Here is a 19,370-nt window from a genome sequence, read left to right as displayed (position 1 = left end):
AAAATGAATCAAAGAAAAATCGGCATATTAAATCCAGGGAATATGGGCATAAGGGTCGCGGAAACTATCCGGAATGCCGGAAACAATGTTTACTGGGTTTCCGAAGGCCGTGGGCCACAGACCCATGAGCGGGCCTCAGCAATAGGTCTTAAGGACGCCCAAAATCTGAAAACATTGTGTGCTACCTGTTCGGCCATCGTAAGCGTATGCCCGCCCCATGCGGCTGAAGCGGTTGCCGATCAGGTTTCCACGCTTGGGTTCAAAGGCCTTTACCTTGATGCAAACGCAATTTCACCGCAACGGACAAAACGGATCGCCCAGGTGATTCAAAAAGCAGGAGCAGATTTTGTTGACGGCGGTATTATCGGCAACCCACCAACGAAACGGGGAATGACCTGGTTGTATCTGTCAGGATCCAGTGCCGACGAGGCGGCCTCTTTTTTTACTGGCGGTCCCCTTGAAACCAGTGTGATCGGCGAGGAAATCGGAAAAGCGTCGGCTCTAAAAATGTGTTACGCCGCATATACAAAGGGCACGACTGCATTGTTGTGTGCAATACTGGCCACGGCATCGGCTTTTAACGTCAGTGAAGAACTTTATGAGGAATGGTCCCGAAACGGTTCGACATTTGCGGATGAGTCCAAAGACAAGGTAAGGCTTGTTACCAAAAAAGCCTGGCGCTTTATTGGTGAGATGAAAGAAATTTCGTCCACTTTTGAGTCGGCGGGATTGCCGGGCGGGTTTCATGAGACAGCGGCAAATGTCTATACCCGACTCGCAGGCTTTAAAGATGCTCCCTCCCTTCCGACAATAGAAAGTATATTGGAAGCGATGAAACATGAATAAAATGAACTGTCAGGCCGGGCGTATCACCTGGTGCCTTTTCGGGGGCAGCAGGCGAACCAAAAGAAATAATCGGGTGTTTTTATTTTGCTTGGCAGGTAAATATCTTAAAATGGATAGCCAAATAATCAAATCCGAAAAAAGGAGTATAAATCAGTGAAAGTGGTTCCGAATTTCAAAGTTGTTGAAGGGTGGGAGAAGCTGCCTAAGGGGTATGTCCATAAGGACGTGGACGGGGTGGCGGTCGACTCCAAGGATAACGTTTATCTGATGACCCGGAAAGACGCCAGAGTTATCGTCTACGACAGGGGCGGCAATTTTCTTCGTTCCTGGGGTGAAGGCATATTCACACAGCGTACGCACGGGATTGCCATCGATTCGAACGACATGATTTACACGGTTGACGACGGCGATCATACCGTTCGTAAATTTACGCCCGAGGGAAAACAGGTGATGATGATCGGTACCTCCGGCAAGGCCTCGGATACCGGCTACGACGGAAAGAACATGGATAGTGTCAAAAAAGGCGGCCCGCCCTTTAACCGGCCCACCGATGTCGCCATTGCTTCAAACGGCGATCTTTACGTCTGCGACGGTTACGGCAACTCACGGGTGCATCGTTTTAGTGCCGACGGGAAGCTTATCCAGTCCTGGGGCGAGCCTGGAACCGGCGCCGGCGAGTTCATCCTGCCGCACGGTATCGGGATTTCTCCTGACGGGCGCGTTTTCGTGGCCGACCGGGAAAATGATCGTATTCAGATTTTCTCCCTTGATGGAAAGTATCTTGACATGTGGACGCACGTCCAGCGGCCCACAGACATTTCCTTCGACAAGGAAGGGCGGGTTTACGTATCGGAGCTTTGGTGGAAACCCGGGAGCATGTCTTTCACCAACGGTCCGGTCAGATTCGATCTGCCGGGAGGTGTAAGGCTTCTGGACCTTGGGGGCAACCTGCTGTCGCACTGGTGCAGCGCCGACCGTGAAGCTCCCGGAAATTTCGTTGCGCCGCATACCCTGTGCGTGGATTCGCGTGGTGATATGTATGTGGGCGAGGTTACCCATACCTTCGGCGTATCGCGCGGCGGTGTGCGCGAGGACGCCCATACCTTTCAGAAGTTTGCGTGTGCCTAACGGGCGACTTGCCCGAGCGGGCTGCCATTTTGGAGTCGGCTGAGATTGAATCCGCGACAACGAGCGAAATCCACGCAGATGGATCATGCACCTATTTTTCAGCAATTGACAATAAGGACATAGCTCGATAAACCATCTGCATCTTACAACAGGAGATGCTTTTATCCAGCGGCGTATACATACAAAAGGGGTGTTATATGAAATTTCCTAAAATGGCGAAAATAAATCAGACCTTTGATCCTCAGCATATTGGGGATGTCCGTGCGGAGACGTACAGGGAGGTATCGGCGCTCCGGCTTCAAGAAAAAGTAAAAGCCGGGGAGACGGTGGCCATAACAGGGGGCAGCCGGGGCATCGCCAATATTGACTTAATAACACGGGGCGTCGTTGACGAACTGAAAAAAACAGGTGCGCAGCCATTTATCTTTCCGTCCATGGGCAGCCACGGCGGCGCAACGGATAAGGGGCAGTTAAAGGTTCTTGAAAATTTAGGAATAACCGAAGCGGCCATGGGATGCCCCGTGCACAGCAGCATGGCGGTGGTCTGCCTGGGAGATGCCAGTGACGGCTATCCGATATATGTGGACAAATATGCCAATGAGGCGGATCATATTGTTGTCGTCAATCGGGTAAAGCCGCATACAAAGTTTGAAGGTCCCATCGAAAGCGGTCTTATGAAGATGATGGCCATCGGCATGGGCAAACACAAAGGCGCCGAATACTATCACAGCGCTGCAGTAAAATTAACATTTCAAAGGATCGTCGAAAATGTCGGACTGGAGGTGATCCAGAGATGCCCGGTTCTTTTTGGATTGGGCATTGTTGAAAACGCCTATCACCAGACCTGCCTGATCAAGGCGCTGCAGCCGGAATCTATTTTTGAGGGTGAAAAGAAACTGCTGGCCGCGTCAAAAGAGCGGATGGCCCGGATTCCGTTTGATGCGATCGATGTGCTGGTGATCGATCAGATCGGAAAAGATATATCCGGGACCGGGATGGACACCAAGGTCATCGGCCGCAACCGTGATATTTTGGGCGACTTTATAACCGGCCCGCGGCCTAAACGGATATATGTGAGAGACTTGACGGCCGCAACCGAAGGAAGTGCGATTGGAATTGGTTTTGCCGATTTTACCACCACGCGGCTCGTCAACAAGATGGACCGGCATAAGACCTATGTCAACTGCCTGACGGCCATCAGTCCGGAAAAAGGGGCCATCCCGATGTATTTTGACACCGACCGGGAGGCATTGGCGGCCTGCTTCAGTTCCATCGGCGATATCCCCATGGCGCAGGTCCGAATGGTCCATATCAAAAATACTTTGGATCTAGAAAATATTTCTGTTTCACAAGCACTTGAAAGTGAAATCAGGCAAAAACCGGGCCTGAAAATCCTTGGGAAATGGAATGAGATGGAACTTGACAAGGCTGGCGACCTAATCAGTCCGTTTGCCGGCTGACCGGTTAATTACAGCAACATCATTAAAACCTGAAGCAAGACATGATGCAGTGTTATGCCTTGGAAAGGATTGTCTCATCAAACGGACATTCCTCCATACAACTGAAAGACTGGATGCCGGATGGGAAAGCGCATTAAAGAAAAACTGATGGAATTCCTTGGGCCCGAACAGGTCACAGACGGTCTAATCGATATGATATCCTATTCATACGATGCATCGGATCATTCGCATCGACCCTTGGCGGCCGTCTGGCCCGTCAATACCGAACAGGTCATAAGGGTACTTCAATTGGCGAATCAGGAACGTTTTGCGGTTATCCCCAGGGGCGCCGGAACGGGCCTGGCAGGGGCAGCCGTTCCCAGCCAGGGCCGGGACAGTGTCGTCTTGGACCTTATGCGAATGAATAAGATCGTGGGTATCCATATCCTCGACCGGCAGGCGATTGTCCAGCCGGGAGTCATCTATGCGGAGCTGGATAAGGAGCTGGCCAAGGTGGGGTATTTCTTTCCGCCAGACCCGGCGTCATCCATGGCCTGTACGATTGGCGGCAATGTTGCGACCAATGCCGGCGGCATCCGGGGGGCTAAATACGGCACGACCCGTGATTATGTCCTGGGGCTGGAAGTCGTACTTCCCTCCGGCAAGTTGATGCGGACTGGTTCCCACTGCATCAAGTCCAGTTCAGGGCTGGATATCGCCCGTCTGTTTGTGGGCTCTGAGGGCGTCCTGGGGGTCATCACCGAGATTACCCTCAAGATTAATCCGAAACCCTTGGCCTTTCACACGGGACTGGCCTACTTTGCGAGCCTTAAAGCAGCCGGAGAGGCAGTGGCGGGTATCATGAGCTCCGGCATCGTCCCCAGTGTGATGGAAATCATGGATTCAAATACCTTGGAACTGCTGAAGAATAATAACAAAATGGAGATAGCCCAGGCAGAGGCCTGTATTCTGGTGGAAACGGACGGCTATACCGATGCGGAAGCCGAATTTCAGATGGATAAGGTTATCGAGGTCTTTACCCGCTGCGGCGCCATCGAACAGCAGACGACCAGTTCATCGGAAAAGTCGGCCAAACTCTGGCGGATCAGAAAATCCATTTCAGGATTGGCGGCGTCCATGCGTCCGAACAACGTGAGTGAAGATGTCACCGTACCGATTTCCCAGGTGCCGGTCATGCTGGATGAGATTGCCAAAATCGTTCGCGAGGAAGGATTCCCTTTCGTGATATTCGGGCATGCGGGTGATGGGAATCTGCACCCAAAGGTCATGTATGACAAGAATGAGCCCGACCAGGTCCGGCGGCTCGGCAATGTTGTGGAGAAAGTTTTCAGGCTCACCTGCGCGCTGGGGGGCACCCTGACCGGGGAGCACGGGATCGGGCTGGCCAAAGCCCCCTACATGTCACTGGAGCATGATGCCGAAGCTATGGCCCTCATGCGGGGAATCAAGCGCCTGGTGGACCCCAACAACATCCTGAACCCGGGCAAAATGGATCTGGATTGATACAAGTCTTGCCGCGAATGGACTCGCTGTTGCGGTTCAAGTTGTAAAGATTGGTTAAAAAGTTTTACCTAAGCGCCTGCTATTACCTCTCTTAATTTGCCGCCGTTTTCTTTCAGCCAGTTATATAGAATGCCGATATCCGTACCCAGATTGAAATGACGAACGCCCATATCCAGATAGTATTTCATCTGATCGATACCGGCAATTTCGGCGCGGGCGGGAATGCCGTATTTAGCTGCTTTTTCAAAGACAAGACGTTCAGCCGTTTTGATTTTGGGGTCACTTTTTTTCCCTGCCAGCCCGACGCTCATGGAATAATCCGACGGACCCCACTGAATCATGTCGACCCCCCGGACCGAGAGTATTTCATCGAGCTGATCGACGGCCGATTGTTTTTCGATCATCACGACGATGACAACATCCCGGAGCGCCTGAACGTAATCAGGGCCGCCCCCGTACCCCATGTACGTAAAGCGACGCATGCCGGCGCCGTGGGTTCCACCGTCTTCAGGCGTATCCGGGCGGGTGATTCTCACACATTCGCGAACGTCATCGGCGGACCGGCAGTCGGCAAAATTGACGCTCTGGAATCCGGCGCCGATGCCGCGCTGGGCCAGAAACCCCCGGTGCTCCGCATCGACTTTGATCATGGCGGACATGTCGAAAAGTTCCACCGCACGACAAAAATTATCCAGTGCATACAGTTCAAAAGGGGCATATTCAGCTAGGAATTCGATATAGTCGAACATGCCGGTATGACCGATGACTTCGGCAATAGACGGCCAGCTGCTTTGCACCCGTGTGCCGACAGTCGGTTTGCCTGCCTTCAGCAATTCGCGCAATTTATTTTTTCTCATCATAATCTCCTTTATGGCAACAAGCGGTATATTCAGAAAACCGATAAAGATCCGAAAGTTTTCCGATGGTGGTTAGCCGGAAATTTATGGGCAATTTAAAGCACTTCCGGATTGAGTGGATACTTAGGCGGATCGCCGCGCAGGACGCTGAGAACATCTTCCACGACGGTTAGTCCCATGCGCTTTCGTCCTTCATCCGTGAAACTGGCCAGATGGGGCGTCAGTACCACATTGTCTAAAGAAAACAAAGGATTGTCTTCTGCAGGCGATTCGGGATCGTATACATCCAGGCCGGCACCGGCTATCTTGTTCTGCTGCAGGGCTTCAACCAAGGCGCGTTCGTCCGCAAGGGGCCCGCGCGAGGCGTTGATGAAAATCGCATCTGCTTTCATTGCGGCGATCACTTGGCGGTTGACCACCTGGTGGGTCTGATCGGTCAGGGGACAGTGCAGCGAAAGGACATCAACCTTGCGCGCCATTTCCACAAGGTCGTTTTCATAAACAGCGCCCCAGGCTTCCACCTCCGACCGATCCAAAAGCGGATCAAAAACATGGATCTCCATTTCCAGGGCAGACCGACACATTTGCGCAAAGCGTTTTCCGATGCGGCCGAATCCGACAACGCCGACACCGGCGCTAAACAATTCGCGTCCGATGACCTGATCCCGGATATGGAAATTACCCGCACGGATTTCCCTGTCCAGCAGGGACAATTTGCGTGCCGTCGCCATCATCAGCGTAAAGGCGTGTTCGGCCGTGGATTCCGTAGGGCCAAAGGGCGTAAACACCACCGGAATGTTCCTGCGGTTTGCCGCTTCAACATCGACGGTTTCGACGCCGGCGCCGTGGCGCCCGATGACTTCAATGACTTTGCAGTGATCGATTACTTCTGCGGTAAAATCCAACCCGAGACAGAGGACAACCCCCTGCACCCCGGAAAGCATGTCCATAAGTTCCGCACGGGATGCTTTAAACGGGGTCAATATCCGGACCTCTTCCGACAGTCTTTTCAAGGCATCCGGGTGAATCGGCTTGTTGACGAGAACCGTTTTCATATAGTCTCCTTTGAGATCAAGTGGTCATGCCGGTATTCCACATACGGAACACAGCTATATTCATTTGTAATTTTTACAGGCGCCATAGATCTGATTTAAGCCGTTGGTAACACAACCGCTGTCCGAGCCCACGACAAAAAAAGTGTACCCCATTTCAATCCACGCTGTAAGATAATCGGACCTGGGGGTCAGGATTCCAGCGGCTTTACCGTGCTGTTTGCAGGCATCGGATACTTTTTCAAGGGCGGCGATAAAGTCGGGGTGGTCAAATTTTTTAACAATTTCCATATTGATGCTCAAATCAAAGGGGCCCACAAACAGAACGTCAACGCCCGGAACCGCAGCAATTTCAGCGGCGTTGTCCACCGCTTCCCGGGTTTCAATCTGCACGATTGTCAGGAGATTGTCATTTGCCTTGGCAAAATAATCCTCGAAATTTTGGCCGAACCCACACGATCGGGGAGACTGCGCGACCCCGCGAATTCCTTCGGGCTGGTAGCGCATGGATTGGGCGGCCAGCCGGGCTTCGGCCTTGGTGTTGACATACGGCACCATGATGCCGCTGGCGCCCAGATCAAGAACCCGTTTGAAGCGAGGTGCCTCATTCCAGGCGATCCTTACAACCGGCGGGGCGTTGCCCAGACTGGCGACCTGAATCTGGGTAATCAGCTCACTGTGGTCGCCGGCCCCATGTTCACAGTCGATCCAGGTCCAATCAAAGCCGGCGGCGCCGATCATTTCAACGGTGAGGCTGGAACCCAGTTGGGCGCCTACGCCGAACATGAGTTCCCGGCGCAGCACGCGGTCACGTATAAACTTCATTTATACCTCCTTGTTGGGAAAAAGATAAAAATTGTGTCCTGTTATCGGGAAGAATGAAACATTCTATAATGAAAATTAAAATTTGCAACTATCATTCGAGTTGAGTATAGTACGTACCTTGCGGCGGATATAAATATTTTTTATTAAAACAGAAATGGAGAAATAAAAATGCCAGAGTTAGCCTATGTCAACGGCACGTTTCTGCCGATTGAAAAAGCGATGGTGCCGGTTGAAGACCGGGGATACCAGTTCGGGGATGCCGTCTACGAATATATTGCCAGTTACAACGGCCGCCTGTTTTTCCAGGAAGCCCACCTGGACAGGCTCGACCGGTCATTGAACGCGCTCTCTTTTCCGGCAATTTCCAAGGAAAATATAAGGGAAGCGGTTAATGAGCTTTTCCATAAGGCCGCTTTGGCGCGGGCAGGGGTGTATATCCAGATTTCCCGCGGGGTCGCTCCCCGGAATCATGCGTTTCCCGATGCGCCGCAGGCCCAGGTGGTGATGACCGTCCGCAAGGTGCATGAAACCGATCCGAAACTGAGGCAAGCGGGTGCTGTAGCGATCACCGTGAAAGATTTCCGGTGGGGGCGCTGCGACATTAAGACGGTACAGATTTTAGCCAACGTTTTGGCCAAACAGAAAGCGGTTGACAGCGGCGCATATGATGCCATTTTTGTGGCCGAGAACGGGGTGGTGCGCGAGGCCACCAGTTCCAATGTGTTTATTGTTGTACAGGGAACCCTTGTTACCCATCCGTTGACAGAAAACATCCTGCCGGGAATAACCCGGGCGGTTGTATTAAACTGCGCGAAAGAAATGCAACTTGAAACCGCCGAGCGGTTTTACGGGATTGAAGAATTATACGGGGCCGAAGAGGTTTTCCTGACGGGAACAACCACCGAAGTGCTTCCCATCGTCACAATAGACGGGAAGACTATCGCCGATGGCCAAGTGGGGCCATTTAGCAGGCGACTTGGGGATGCGCTGCGGAAAAAGTGCATCGAATCGGAATAGAACCCATTTGCATTTTTGAGATGGGTTCTCGTCTCACCCCAGTATTAGTCGCTGGGGGTCGCAAACCTCCCGCAGAATCCTGAGTTCATGCTGGGAAGGCGGCGCCACCTCGGTTGCCCGGGAAATGTCCACCGTAAATCCCATATTGTCAAGTATGCGGTCGGGGTCAACTCCGGGGTAGTATCCGCCCAGATACATTTCTTTGGTTCGATCGTCAAAATACAAGATTCCCATATTTGTGATGACAGCATAGGGACCGCCGTCCGGGAGTCCGACCCTTTTCCGTCCGTCAGGGCCGTCGATCCATCCCGGGCTGGTGACATAATCAACCTTGGAGACAAATTTTCTTTTTTCATGCTGCATGAAAATGATGGTTCGGCTGACAAAAGAAGCCACATCGCTGGCGCCCCCGCTTCCGGAAAACCGGACGGCGGGTTTGTGGTAGTCGCCGATGACAGTGGAGTTTAAATTGCCGAACCGGTCGATCTGGGCGGCCCCCAGAATGCCGATGACATGGCTGCCGGTTATTCTATTCTGCATGGTGGCAAAAGCGTCTGCCAGGCTTCCGTTGACGGAAGTCCAGAACATGACCCGGGAATCCGCCACTGTCAGCGGGATTTCTTCTAAAACCGAGTCGATCGCTCCGGTTTCGAAAAACAAGACGCTCTGGGGTGCGCTGATATGTTTGGCGGCCATGGCGGCCAGCATGGATATGCCGGTGCCGCAAAAAACAATATCACCATCTTGAATCTGGCGGGCCGCTGCGATTGCCATCATTTCCCGCGGGGTATATTCTGTCATGATTCTCTCCAAATCATCTTCTGTCCAGTCCGACGGCATATCCTTTCTGCGGATCCGCCTTGATCCGGTTGATGCGCTCCGGGCCGATGAGTTTTAACATGTCCTGATGGTCTCTGACGCCGTAGACGTATCTGTCAAGGTACGCTTTGAACTGCGTATCGTCCTGCGCCGATTTCAGATATTCATTCAAATAAACCGGATCATAGTCATAGCAGCGGTGACAGGACGTGGGAAAAGCGCCCAAGGGGATATGGACGACCGCATCCACATAGAAAAAAGGAATCTGGTTTTGGTCCGGATCTGCCCTCAAATCATCCGTGCTGACGATTTCTTCACAGGTAAGAATGACGTGTTGGGCGGATTTGGCCTGTTCGATATCGGAAAAGGTCAATCCGTTGATACGGGCGGTACCCTGGGCATCTGCTTTTTGAACATGTAAAATCGCCACATCGGTATTGATGGCCGGGACCAGAACCACTTTCGGCACTTCGCCCGTCGTATCAAAGGGATTATCCGCAACAATCAGTTTCCGGTCGGGAATTTTCGGATCTTTTTTGCGCACGGCTTCAGAAAATCCCCATTTATTGATGATGTCGGTTCCCAAAGAGGCGCGGGTGGGCAGATAGGGAACTCCCATGGCGCCGGCCATGAATCTTAACGTCATCTGATAGTTGGTATAGTCTTCAACGGAAAGGGCGCCCGCTTCAACCGCCTTGCGAAAGCGAACACAGGTTGAAGCAAACCGGCCGTTTCCGCCATATGCGATTTCCAACTTTGCCAAACAGCCGGCGCCGATGAGTTCATCAACGCCCTGCCCGTTGGAATGGGCATAAAGATGAAGGTTTTTGATGTCCTGCCGGATGATTTCATATACAGCCGCCATGGGGTTTCGGACCATGGTAAAACCGCCGATAGATATATGGCAACCGTCGAAAACATAACGTTTTATGGCCTCGGCAAGGGGCATTATTTTGTTTGAATCGCCTTTTTCAATGCGCATGAATCGCAATCTCCTGGAAGATGAGATTTAACTGCCTGTTAAGTTTGCGGCAACGTTCCTGAAAGACGGGGTCGCTGCTTGTTTCATAATATAAAACGATGTTTTAAAAAAAATTATGACAAATTTCAGGGTTGATTGTCAAGAGGCATTTGCAGCAACGGAGAATCGGAAAGCGGGAGAAGCGCCGCACAAAAAATTCTTGACAAAAGCCCTGCGGGTCTGACATAAGTTTCGCTGTTAATAAAACATTGTTTTATATTATGAAACAAACGACACCTACATTCAACTCGGTTGAAAAAGCCCTCAAAATTCTGAAAGCATTTGAAGGGGAGCGACCCTATTGGGGTGTCAGAGAACTCAGTACGCATTTGGGATTCAGCCCGGCAACCGTCCAGAGAATTCTCCAGACCCTGAAATCGTATGCCTTTGTTGATCAGGACGCCCAAACCCGCCAGTATCGGCTGGGCAATATTTATTTTAGTTTTTTACATTCGCTGCAGCGCACCTATCCGGTTACACAGGCGGCCCAGTCCTATATGATGCAGCTGCTTTCCCGGACGCAGGAAACGGTCCATCTGAACGTCATCGAAAGAAATGAACGCATCTGTATCGACAATAGGGAATCTTCCCAGAACCTTAAAGGATTTATGCCGGTCGGCAGCCGCTCGCCCCTATATGCCGGGGCATCTTCCAAATGTCTGCTGGCGTTTTCAGGGCAGGAATTTATCGAATCATACCTGCGGCAGGTCAAACTGGCGGCGATTACAAAAAACACCCTGATCGACAAAAAGAAAATTCAGGCAGAACTTGAAACCATTAGGAAACAGGGGTATGCCGCCAGTCTGGGCGAACGCAATCCGGGTCTGGGGTCGCTGAGCGCGCCGATACTGGACTACCGGGGGTCACTGCTGGCGTCGATCAGTCTGGCCATTCCGGAAATGCGTTACCGGGATCAAAAACTCAGAAAAAAATACGTCAGGGAGTTGCTGCTGGTTGCCAAAAAATTTTCTGAAGCAATGGGCGCTCGCGATGCCCATTAGAACCGGCCCCATAATTATAAGGGCTGATAAATCCTGTTGAAGCAGGGGTTACGTATCACTTAACTGCGGCCGCAATTGGTTCCGGAGCAGTCAACGGTTTAGGGGTCGAAATTTTATTCACCGTTTCGGCCGATTAACATTAAAATGCGGAGGAGGAAAACATGGATTTTAAATTATCGGATGATCTTGAGATGTTGCGAAAGGTGGTGCGGGAGTTTGCCACCAAGCAGATTGCCCCGTTTGCCGATGAATGGGACGAAAAGCATTACTTCCCTTACAAGGAAGCCATCAAGCCCATGGGAGAGCTGGGATTTTTTGGGACCGTCATCCCGGAAGAATTTGAAGGTACGGATATGGGTTGGCTGGCGGCCATGATCATCACTGAAGAAATCGCGCGGGCATCCAGTTCGCTCAGGGTCCAGGTCAACATGCAGGCCTTGGGATGCGCTTATACGATTTTTAAATACGGCAACGATGAAATAAAGAAAAAATATATCCCCAAGCTGGTGGAGGCCGATTATATCGGTGGGTTCGCCATCACGGAACCGGATGCGGGCTCGGATGTTATGGCCCTGGCGTCCAAGGCGGAAGACAAAGGCGACCACTGGCTTTTGAATGGATCCAAGACATGGATTTCCAATGCCGATATTGCCGATGTCGTTATCTACTATGCCTATACCGATCGTGACCAGGGCTCCAAGGGACTGTCTGCATTTGTGGTGGAACTCAAAAATTTCAACGGTGTCAAGACTTCAAAACTGGATAAAATGGGATCCCATTCATCCCCCACCGGCGAAATATTCCTGACCGATACAAAAGTGCCCAAGGAAAATATTCTCGGAAAACCCGGCGACGGCGCCAAAATTGTATTCAGCTCCCTGAACCAGACCCGTCTTTCGGCTGCAGCAGGAGGGGTCGGTCTGGCACAGGCCTGTCTGGACGCGTCCGTAAAATACTGCAAGGACCGAAAACAATTCGGAAAATCAATCGGCGAGTTTCAGATGAACCAGGATATGATCGCCCAGATGTCCACTGAAATCGAGGCGGCGCGGCTGCTGGTGTATAAAGCAGCCTGGACAAAGGACCAGGGCAAACTGGACAATGGCCTGGATGTGGCCCAGGCAAAGTATTTGGCCGGGGAGGCGGTCACGCGGGCGGCAACCTTTGCCATGAGAATTCTGGGCGCTTACGGTTACTCCACCGAGTATCCGGTTGCCCGCTACTATCGGGATGCACCGACCTATGCCATGGTGGAAGGTTCGGCCAATATCTGCAAATGGATCATCGCCCTTGATCAGCTCGGTGTCCGCAAAGCGAACCGGTAACCGGCGGGGATTCTGAAAAATACGGATTGTCGGGTTGCATCTCGCCCGCGGTTCCGGCAGCGAAAGGACATTATCGTTTTGAGCAAAACAGTCGTTGAAAAAACAAAAGAGACGGCAGCCCTTTACTTTAAGGATGTTTCCGGTGAAAGGCCTTTTGAACTGTGGAAGGCGTTTGACAAGGATTTGGCAAAAGATTTGTCCCTGTTTATTACCGGCCAGATGTATGCCCGGGAAAAAATACCCCATCAAACCCGGCAGCTGGTTACGGTTGCCGCTTTGACGGTGCTTTCCCGCCCGGATGAACTGAACCTGCATATTCAGGCGGCCTTGAATGTGGGCTGCACCCCGCAGGAGATTGCAGAAGTCATTTTTCAAACGGCTGTTTATGGCGGTGTGCCTGCCACGAACGAGGCCTTGAAGGAGCTCCGGGCGGTGTTGACCGAAAGAGGCCAGTGGCCGCTTCGATAGTGCATTGAACCGGGCTGCCTTGGTATAAAATGCGACTTGACATGCTGCTTCGGTCTGGTATAGGTATTTAGCCAAACCAAACAATGTTTCATTATGTGGAACAGGCCTTCTTCCAATCAAATCTGAAAGGAGATGCGTTGTGTATGAGGCTTTAAGCGTTTTCGTTGCCGGCATCAGCGGTGTATTTTTAGGAATGGCGCTTCTTTACATTTCCATTAAGATCGTGTCCGGCGTGACCAGTCGATTGAATTCCGGCGAAGGTGAAAAATGATTCTGATTGAAGAAACACTGGCAATGTTTAAAACGTCCGGATTCTTTTTTGTGACACCCGGCATGGTCGTCATGTGGGCCATCGGTTTTACCCTGATCTATCTAGCGATCGCCCGGGATTATGAGCCGCTGCTGCTGCTCCCCATCGGTTTCGGAATTGTTCTTGCCAATCTTCCCCTGGCCGACCTGATGAAACCGCACGAGGGGCTTTTGTGGCGGTTTTATCACTACGGCATTCAGTGGGAAATTATTCCGCCCCTGATCTTTCTGGGGCTTGGCGCCCTGACCGATTTCGGGCCGATGCTGGCCCGTCCGGTCTTGATCTTTCTGGGCGCCGGCGCCCAGGCCGGCGTCTATATTACATTTTTTGTTGCCTATGCCATCGGTTTTGACCTGAAAGAAGCGGCCACCATCGGTATCATCGGGGGAGCGGACGGCCCCACCACCATCTTTCTGGCCACCAAACTGGCGCCCCATATGCTGGGAAGCTGTGCGGTGGCGGCCTATTCCTATATGGCGCTGGTGCCCATTATTCAGCCGCCGATCATGAAGCTGCTGACCACCAAAGAAGAACGCGTCATCAAAATGAAAAAACTGCGTAAAGTCTCTCGGCTGGAAAAGGTTCTTTTCCCCATGGTTTCCGCGCTGGTGATTATTTTGCTGGTTCCGGCGGCAGCGCCGCTCATGGCCATGTTTATGATCGGCAACCTATTCCGTGAAGCCAAAGTGGTGGAGCGGTTAAATCATGCCGCCCAGAACGAGCTGCTCAATATTGTTACGATTTTCCTGGGTCTGCCCATTGGGGCCACCATGAATGCTGAATCGTTTCTGCAGCCCAAGGTTATATTTATCTTTTTTCTGGGTTTGTTTGCGTTCATGATCAGTACGGCCACCGGCGTGCTTCTGGCAAAGCTCATGAATCTTTTTGCCAAGGAAAAAATCAATCCGCTGCTGGGCGCTGCCGGCGTTTCGGCGGTACCCATGGCGGCCAGGGTTGTGCACAAGGTCGGAGCGGAGGCGGATAAAAAGAACTATCTGTTGATGTACGCCATGGGGCCGAACGTCGCCGGGGTCATCGGTACCGTGATAGCCGCCGGCGTTTTTTTGACAATTTTACGATAATACTTAATAAACGGAGGAATCACAATGGCACAAGAAATTTTGGCCCCGCTGGCGGGCAAAGTATTCAAGGTTTACATTTCTGTTGGCGAGAAGGTGGAAGAGGATGACGAAGCCATCATCATTGAAGCGATGAAGATGGAAACACCGGTGTTTGCTCCCTGCAGTGGAACCGTCAAGGAAGTGAAGGTCAAAGAAGGGGATACGGTTGAGGAAGACGATGTTTTGGGGGTTATCGAATAGTAAAGCGAATCGTATTAAATCAGGATCGGGAGTAAAGCCATGAAATCTTATTTTGAAAAAATGACGGATTTCGGCAAAGAACTTAAGGACGGCCAGATCAAGCGAACCCAGGAAAATGTTGAACTGGTCAAGAAAACCGAAAGCGAAATTGCCGAAGCCGTGGAAAAAGCAAAAAACGCCGGATTTCCCACGGAGAAAATCAACCAGCGCGGCCAGATGACGGTTTGGCAACGGCTGGAATATCTGGTTGACCCGGGCACCTGGTGCCCGCTGCACACCCTATACAACCCCATGGACAATGAAGTCGGGACCACCAATGTTTTCGACGGCCTTGCTAAAATTTCCGGAAAATGGGCGGTTATCATCGGCTTTGACAACAAATACATTGCCGGGGCCTGGATTCCGGGCCAGGCTGAAAATGTTTTACGGGCGACGGATCTCGCCAAGCGGCTGAATGTTCCGCTGGTCTGGCTGGTGAACTGCAGCGGCGTTAAACTGGATGAGCAGGAAAAATTTTATGCCAACCGGCGCGGTTCGGGCACAACCTTTTTCCGGCACGCCGAGCTGGCGCAGTGCGGCATTCCGGTCCTGGCCGGCATCTATGGGACCAATCCGGCCGGCGGCGGTTATCAGGGCATCAGCCCCGCCATCCTTTTTGCCCATAAAGACTGCAACATTGCAGTGGGGGGCGGCGGAATCTTGAGCGGCATGTCGCCCAGGGGATTTTTTGATGAAGAGGGCGCCGAACAGCTCATCGACGCTGCGAAAAAATTTAAAGTAGAACCACCCGGGTCGGCAAAAATCCATTATGATGAGACCGGCTTTTTCAGGTATGTGTATGAAGAAGAAAAAGGAGTTTTGGACGGGCTGAAAGATTACATGAAGGATATGCCGGCTTATAATCCCAAGTTCTTCCGGGTGGCTGAACCCAAAGAGCCGAAATTTTCCAGCGACGACATCTACCGGCTGATACCCATGAATCAAAAACAGGTATACAGCTTTGACGACGTGCTGGCGCGGCTGGTGGACGGCAGCGAACAGATGGAGTTTCGACCGGACTATGGGCCGGAGGTATATACGGGCCTGTGCAAGGTCGACGGATACCTGGTGGGGTGCATCGGAAATCGGCAGGGATTTCTGGGCAAAGGCTACCCCGAATACGCCGATTATCCCGGTATCGGCGGCAAGCTCTATCGCCAGGGACTTATCAAGTTGAATGAATTTGTGACCCTGTGCGGCAGAGACCGGGTGCCGATTGTCTGGTTCCAGGACACCAGCGGGATCGATGTGGGCGATATTGCCGAAAAGGCTGAACTGCTGGGGCTCGGCCAGAGCCTGATCTATTCGATTCAGCAAACGGATGTACCCATGATGCTGTTTGTTTTAAGAAAGGGCACGGCCGCCGCGCATTATATCATGGGAGGGCCCACCGCCAACCGGCACACGGCCTTTACGCTGGGCACGGCCGCCACGGAGATCTACGTCATGCATGGTGAAACAGCTTCAGTGGCAACCTATTCGCGCCGTCTGGTCAAGGAAAAAGAAGCCGGCCGGCCACTGGGACCCGTGATCGAAAGCATGAACAAGCTGGCCCAGGAATATCACGATAATTCCAGACCGGCTTACTGCGCCAAATATGGCCTGGTGGATGAAGTCGTTCCCATGAACGAGATGCGCAAATACATGGTGGCTTTTGCGGGATCTGCCTACCAGAACCCCAAATCGATTTGCCCCCAGCACCAGATGCTGCTTCCCCGCAGTATTAAAGGATAAGTGAATAAAAGACGGCTGGAACCGTCTTTTTACCGATAACCTTAATTGAGCCAAAAATGTCGGCAATCTGATACGATGACTGATCTCGACCTGAGCCTCATGTTGAAGCTGATCTGGTTTGAAAAGAAAATAAGTTGACCTGGCCTGAAGCTGTAGAAGCGGCGATACCTGATTCTGAATGCGGCGCCTGATAAAGACCGTACATCTTTTGGCTCAATTAAGGGGTTTTACCAAAGAAGCCGTTTCAAAACCTTGGCTGGGTTTTGAAACGGCTTCAGTCTTTCCCCCCTGCAAAATCCTACCCGCCAGCGATGCCCGGCGAAGTATCGGAGAGGGTGAGAGGGTATCGAAAGCTTTGAAAAAATAATTAATAACAGTTGCTTGAACACCTGAGCTTTCGAATCCCGGCACCCTTTCTCCCGGCGCGTTGGGGAAAAACCATTTTTTTAAAAATAATTGTTGCATTTTATATATTTTATGTTTATATAGTTAAACAACAATTAAAAACAAATATGTTCCAAGGTGATAATATGGCGACTACTCAATTTGATTCCTTTTTAAAGCGGGTCTTTGAAGCAACAGGGATGACTTCCCAAACCGAGTTGGCGTCCGCACTGAATATAAACCGGTCCGCAATAACACAGGCCAGAAAAAAGGATTCTATCCCTGACAAATGGATATTGCAGTTGTATCGATCCTTTGGTTTAAATCCGGACTGGATTGAAACAGGCAATGGCCCGATATTTCACAAAAAAACCGATTCCGAGTCCATATATAAGAACATTCCAAAGGTAAAAGCCCGGTTATGTGCCGGCGGCGGGTCTTTTGAAGTCGGTTCCGAAATTGAAGGTTACTATGCTTTCCGGAAGGACTGGCTGGGTACCAAAGGCGCCGTAAATAAAATGGTGTTAATGGATATCTTTGGCAACAGCATGGAACCCGAGATGAAGGATGGCGACACCATTCTGATCGATGAATCCCAGAGGGACGTTTTGGCAGGCGCCATATACGCTGTGGGTGTTGATGATACGATAATGGTCAAAAGGCTGGAAAAACACCCGAACAAGCTTGTCCTGCTGAGTGACAACAAGGACTATTCTCCGATTTACCTTCAGGGCAGTGAAATAAACAGCGTACGCATTATTGGAAAGGTAATCTGGGTCAGCAGGGAACTCAGGTAAATTTTTTTTGCCTTTAGAGTTGATATATATAAACATTTAAACGTATAGATAAACAACAGGAGGTGTTAAATGCAACAACGCTTTTGTGGTTGCGGATGCGCGATATGGGTCCAGTATCAGTTTTCAAATATGAACTGCCGGATAATTTTCAAATCTAAAGGAAAAAGTATGGATAATTTGACCCGGTGTCCCTGCTGCGGAAAGCAACTCAACATCGATGAGCTTAATTAAATTTGGATCACCTCCAAAAGAGGTGGTGATCCTATTTTAAGGAGGTAAAGGAAAATGACACGATATGAATCCTATCCGAATTATTATGAGTGTTACGAATATCATGGAAACACCACTGTGGAAATAACCCGAAAACAGGCCGGGGTCACCATTAAACGCGACTGGATGCTATTTGATTCTGTTGAGGAGGCCCAGGAATTTTTTAATGATGAGGGCAGCAGTTATGGGGGGCATTATGTTCACTAGAATCGTTGAAGGGATATTCGATTGCTTTTTTATGGCGATGGTTGTGGCCGTATCGATTATGGGAACGCTGGTGTTTGGGCTGTAGAAAGAATATGGAACTTCACCCTGCTCGGATCCTAAAATAAAGAATCGGGGGTATATTTTTGCGCCGATCTGCCATTTGGCCTGATCAGGATTCTAACAGGTTGTTGAAAAACAAGAATCAGGTCGACAGACAAGGCGCGCGGCGATTCGACAAGCGCAGCATATTCTCAAGCATATGTGAGTATTGGCGAGAGCTGCGCAACACCGTATGGCGGCCTCAGACGCAGTTTTTCAACAGCCTGCTAAACAATATAAGTAACCGACGGCTTATGGGTTGTAGAAAGACAAGGATATAAGCCGGTTTTGAATGTTATGTAAAAATTTTAATTCTCTTTTGGGTCCAATTCCCCGCGGCTTGCCGCGAGCCGTCATTCCGGCGAAAGCCGGAATCCAGAAACATAAACTGGATGCCCCCGCATCAAGGTGCGGGGCAGGCTCCTCAAGTCCGGCATGACCTTGCTACGGGGTCGTTCATTGCTTTGCCGATACCTGATTGTCCCGCCTGAAAAATTATGGTAATTTCGTAAAACATGTGATAAAATCCCCCTTTAATTTATTTATAACCCGCTGATAATTCAGGTGCATAATATGATTTTAAGAAAACTGCTGGTTTGTCTCATGCTGACGTTTTCCCTTGTCAATTCTGCGTATTCCGAAGAAGTGCTGGTGGATGTACTCATTGAAGGATATGACGATGGGGTTAAATCCAGCTGTCAGCGGCGATCTGAAACTATATATTCTTCGGCGGTTTGAACCTTCCGATTTATTGTCTTAGATTTTCTTCTGTATATTCTTCCCCAAAATCAACTTTATAAAAATATTCTTAGTGGGTATGCACTTTACTCAACCGACCACATGGTGTAGTATGCGGTTATGGAGGAGCCAAGACACCCTGTTGCTG

21 protein-coding genes are annotated in these 19,370 nt (G+C 50.9%); 15 read left to right on the top strand and 6 right to left on the bottom strand.

The window, feature by feature from the left end:
- The first annotated feature begins 3 nt into the window (after window positions 1–3).
- From P1P89_09985 to P1P89_09970, 4 genes are all read left to right on the top strand, one after another.
- Window positions 4–846 carry a DUF1932 domain-containing protein gene (locus tag P1P89_09985; GenBank protein MDF1591831.1) on the top strand — a complete coding sequence of 281 codons (843 nt, stop codon included), beginning with the start codon at window positions 4–6 and terminating at the stop codon, window positions 844–846.
- A 153-nt stretch (window positions 847–999) separates the two neighbouring features.
- Window positions 1,000–1,974 carry a peptidyl-alpha-hydroxyglycine alpha-amidating lyase family protein gene (locus tag P1P89_09980; GenBank protein MDF1591830.1) on the top strand — a complete coding sequence of 325 codons (975 nt, stop codon included), beginning with the start codon at window positions 1,000–1,002 and terminating at the stop codon, window positions 1,972–1,974.
- Between the two features lie 197 nt (window positions 1,975–2,171).
- Window positions 2,172–3,434: a DUF362 domain-containing protein gene (locus P1P89_09975; GenBank protein ID MDF1591829.1), complete on the top strand. Its 1,263-nt coding sequence runs from the start codon at window positions 2,172–2,174 to the stop codon at window positions 3,432–3,434.
- 120 nt (window positions 3,435–3,554) lie between these two features.
- On the top strand, window positions 3,555–4,937 hold the full coding sequence (locus tag P1P89_09970) for an FAD-linked oxidase C-terminal domain-containing protein (protein ID MDF1591828.1): 1,383 nt from the start codon (window positions 3,555–3,557) through the stop codon (window positions 4,935–4,937).
- A gap of 68 nt (window positions 4,938–5,005) precedes the next feature.
- Here P1P89_09970 and P1P89_09965 read toward each other — a convergent pair whose 3' ends face one another.
- From P1P89_09965 to P1P89_09955, 3 genes are all read right to left on the bottom strand, one after another.
- The gene (locus P1P89_09965) at window positions 5,006–5,794 is read right to left on the bottom strand and encodes an aldolase/citrate lyase family protein (GenBank protein MDF1591827.1); all 789 of its coding nucleotides are present in this window, start codon (window positions 5,792–5,794) and stop codon (window positions 5,006–5,008) included.
- A 95-nt stretch (window positions 5,795–5,889) separates the two neighbouring features.
- Complete coding sequence (locus P1P89_09960; GenBank protein ID MDF1591826.1) at window positions 5,890–6,849, bottom strand: hydroxyacid dehydrogenase; 960 nt, start codon at window positions 6,847–6,849, stop codon at window positions 5,890–5,892.
- Between the two features lie 60 nt (window positions 6,850–6,909).
- Entirely contained in the window at window positions 6,910–7,671 is a 762-nt protein-coding gene (locus tag P1P89_09955) for an aldolase/citrate lyase family protein (GenBank protein MDF1591825.1), read from the bottom strand.
- Window positions 7,672–7,839: 168 nt separating this feature from the next.
- Between P1P89_09955 and P1P89_09950 the strand changes: the two genes are divergently transcribed.
- Window positions 7,840–8,688, top strand: coding sequence for a D-amino acid aminotransferase (locus P1P89_09950; protein ID MDF1591824.1), 849 nt, complete (start codon window positions 7,840–7,842; stop codon window positions 8,686–8,688).
- A gap of 33 nt (window positions 8,689–8,721) precedes the next feature.
- On the opposite strand, the gene P1P89_09945 is transcribed toward P1P89_09950, so the two are convergent.
- On the bottom strand, window positions 8,722–9,489 hold the full coding sequence (locus tag P1P89_09945) for a ketoacid-CoA transferase (protein ID MDF1591823.1): 768 nt from the start codon (window positions 9,487–9,489) through the stop codon (window positions 8,722–8,724).
- Window positions 9,490–9,502: 13 nt separating this feature from the next.
- On the bottom strand, window positions 9,503–10,489 hold the full coding sequence (locus P1P89_09940) for a CoA transferase subunit A (GenBank protein ID MDF1591822.1): 987 nt from the start codon (window positions 10,487–10,489) through the stop codon (window positions 9,503–9,505).
- Window positions 10,490–10,749: 260 nt separating this feature from the next.
- Between P1P89_09940 and P1P89_09935 the strand changes: the two genes are divergently transcribed.
- The 7 genes from P1P89_09935 to P1P89_09905 all read left to right on the top strand — a co-directional run bounded on the left by P1P89_09935 (window position 10,750) and on the right by P1P89_09905 (window position 16,727).
- A complete protein-coding gene (locus P1P89_09935; protein ID MDF1591821.1) occupies window positions 10,750–11,529 on the top strand; it encodes an IclR family transcriptional regulator in 780 nt (259 codons plus the stop codon).
- Between the two features lie 161 nt (window positions 11,530–11,690).
- Window positions 11,691–12,854: an acyl-CoA dehydrogenase family protein gene (locus P1P89_09930; GenBank protein ID MDF1591820.1), complete on the top strand. Its 1,164-nt coding sequence runs from the start codon at window positions 11,691–11,693 to the stop codon at window positions 12,852–12,854.
- Window positions 12,855–12,932: 78 nt separating this feature from the next.
- Window positions 12,933–13,322: a carboxymuconolactone decarboxylase family protein gene (locus P1P89_09925; GenBank protein MDF1591819.1), complete on the top strand. Its 390-nt coding sequence runs from the start codon at window positions 12,933–12,935 to the stop codon at window positions 13,320–13,322.
- A gap of 139 nt (window positions 13,323–13,461) precedes the next feature.
- Window positions 13,462–13,593 (top strand): hypothetical protein, encoded by a 132-nt coding sequence (locus P1P89_09920; GenBank protein ID MDF1591818.1) that lies wholly within the window; start codon window positions 13,462–13,464, stop codon window positions 13,591–13,593.
- Window positions 13,590–14,714 carry a sodium ion-translocating decarboxylase subunit beta gene (locus tag P1P89_09915; GenBank protein MDF1591817.1) on the top strand — a complete coding sequence of 375 codons (1,125 nt, stop codon included), beginning with the start codon at window positions 13,590–13,592 and terminating at the stop codon, window positions 14,712–14,714. Before P1P89_09920 ends, P1P89_09915 begins: the two co-directional genes overlap by 4 nt.
- 24 nt (window positions 14,715–14,738) lie before the next feature.
- On the top strand, window positions 14,739–14,954 hold the full coding sequence (locus tag P1P89_09910) for an acetyl-CoA carboxylase biotin carboxyl carrier protein subunit (protein MDF1591816.1): 216 nt from the start codon (window positions 14,739–14,741) through the stop codon (window positions 14,952–14,954).
- Between the two features lie 39 nt (window positions 14,955–14,993).
- Window positions 14,994–16,727, top strand: a complete 1,734-nt coding sequence (locus P1P89_09905) for a carboxyl transferase domain-containing protein (protein MDF1591815.1) — start codon at window positions 14,994–14,996, stop codon at window positions 16,725–16,727.
- Window positions 16,728–16,940: 213 nt separating this feature from the next.
- On the opposite strand, the gene P1P89_09900 is transcribed toward P1P89_09905, so the two are convergent.
- Window positions 16,941–17,192: a hypothetical protein gene (locus P1P89_09900; protein ID MDF1591814.1), complete on the bottom strand. Its 252-nt coding sequence runs from the start codon at window positions 17,190–17,192 to the stop codon at window positions 16,941–16,943.
- Between the two features lie 65 nt (window positions 17,193–17,257).
- Here P1P89_09900 and P1P89_09895 point away from each other — a divergent pair, with 65 nt between their 5' ends.
- The 3 genes from P1P89_09895 to P1P89_09885 all read left to right on the top strand — a co-directional run bounded on the left by P1P89_09895 (window position 17,258) and on the right by P1P89_09885 (window position 19,222).
- Complete coding sequence (locus P1P89_09895; protein MDF1591813.1) at window positions 17,258–17,908, top strand: S24 family peptidase; 651 nt, start codon at window positions 17,258–17,260, stop codon at window positions 17,906–17,908.
- 285 nt (window positions 17,909–18,193) lie between these two features.
- Window positions 18,194–18,385: a hypothetical protein gene (locus tag P1P89_09890; protein ID MDF1591812.1), complete on the top strand. Its 192-nt coding sequence runs from the start codon at window positions 18,194–18,196 to the stop codon at window positions 18,383–18,385.
- A gap of 672 nt (window positions 18,386–19,057) precedes the next feature.
- Window positions 19,058–19,222, top strand: coding sequence for a hypothetical protein (locus P1P89_09885; protein MDF1591811.1), 165 nt, complete (start codon window positions 19,058–19,060; stop codon window positions 19,220–19,222).
- Window positions 19,223–19,370: the final 148 nt, after the last annotated feature.

This window comes from Desulfobacterales bacterium (assembly GCA_029211065.1).
GTDB lineage: Bacteria > Desulfobacterota > Desulfobacteria > Desulfobacterales > JARGFK01 > JARGFK01.
The sequence above is the reverse complement of the archived record's forward strand: the minus strand, read 5'-3'. Positions and strand labels throughout refer to the sequence as shown.